The following is a 223-nucleotide window of genomic DNA, read 5'->3' on the forward strand; positions in this document are numbered from 1 at the left end:
TGCCGTAGTGCTCGGTCTCTGCGGCGGCCATCGCGATCTGTGCGACGGGGTTCATCCTGACTCCGTTCGTGGCGTGCTGTCTCGGGGGTCCTGTGGGGATACAGCGTCCCCCAGTCTAGCCCTCACCCGCGGGTCTGACCTGCCCCACGCGCGAGCCATTTCGTACTGGTCAGCTCGGAGAGCCCCATCGGACCCCGCGCATGCAGCTTCTGCGTCGAGATGC

The sequence above is a fragment of the Microbacterium sp. UBA7513 genome (assembly GCF_002478345.1).
GTDB lineage: Bacteria > Actinomycetota > Actinomycetes > Actinomycetales > Microbacteriaceae > Microbacterium.